We start from the raw sequence: 479 nt of genomic DNA on the forward strand, positions 1-479 counted from the left end.
TTCCTGATCCGGTGTTCTTGCCGCCGCCGCGCTCGTTCGCGGAGAAAACCTACAACATCGTGCATTGGACCGACATGCCGCGGGGCGGGCATTTCGCCGCGCTGGAAGAGCCGGAACTGATGCTGGCCGACCTGCGAGCCTTTATCGCGACGGTGTCGGGAGCGCGCTTTGGCTGCTTTCGGGACCATGGATTGACTACCTGAACGTCTTCAATTGGGCGCTTCCTGCCATTCGGAAGTGCCCGCCGCGCACGGCAGTTATCCAATCGCCAAGACCCGAAAGCTGACTGTCCGCTCACGGCCCCGCTTAAGACATTCGACGCGTCGTCACCAAGCGTCTCCAATTGGCGCTACCTGTGCATTCCGGCAGTCGGCTCAGACAGCAAGATTCCACCCTTTCGCGACGGCGAGGATGGCGCCTTCTGAAAAATCTTCGTTTTTTGGCAGGCACCTTTGGCGTCCGCACGCAAGCTCTAGGAG

Annotated in this window: 1 pseudogene; it reads left to right on the forward strand. The window is 60.3% G+C overall.

The annotated features are described in order from the left end of the window. Positions 1-203, forward strand: a pseudogene (locus tag EN749_RS37065) (hypothetical protein); the annotation flags it as partial. Between the last annotated feature and the right edge of the window lie 276 nt (positions 204-479).

Source organism: Mesorhizobium sp. M7A.F.Ca.ET.027.02.1.1 (assembly GCF_004022985.1).
GTDB lineage: Bacteria > Pseudomonadota > Alphaproteobacteria > Rhizobiales > Rhizobiaceae > Mesorhizobium.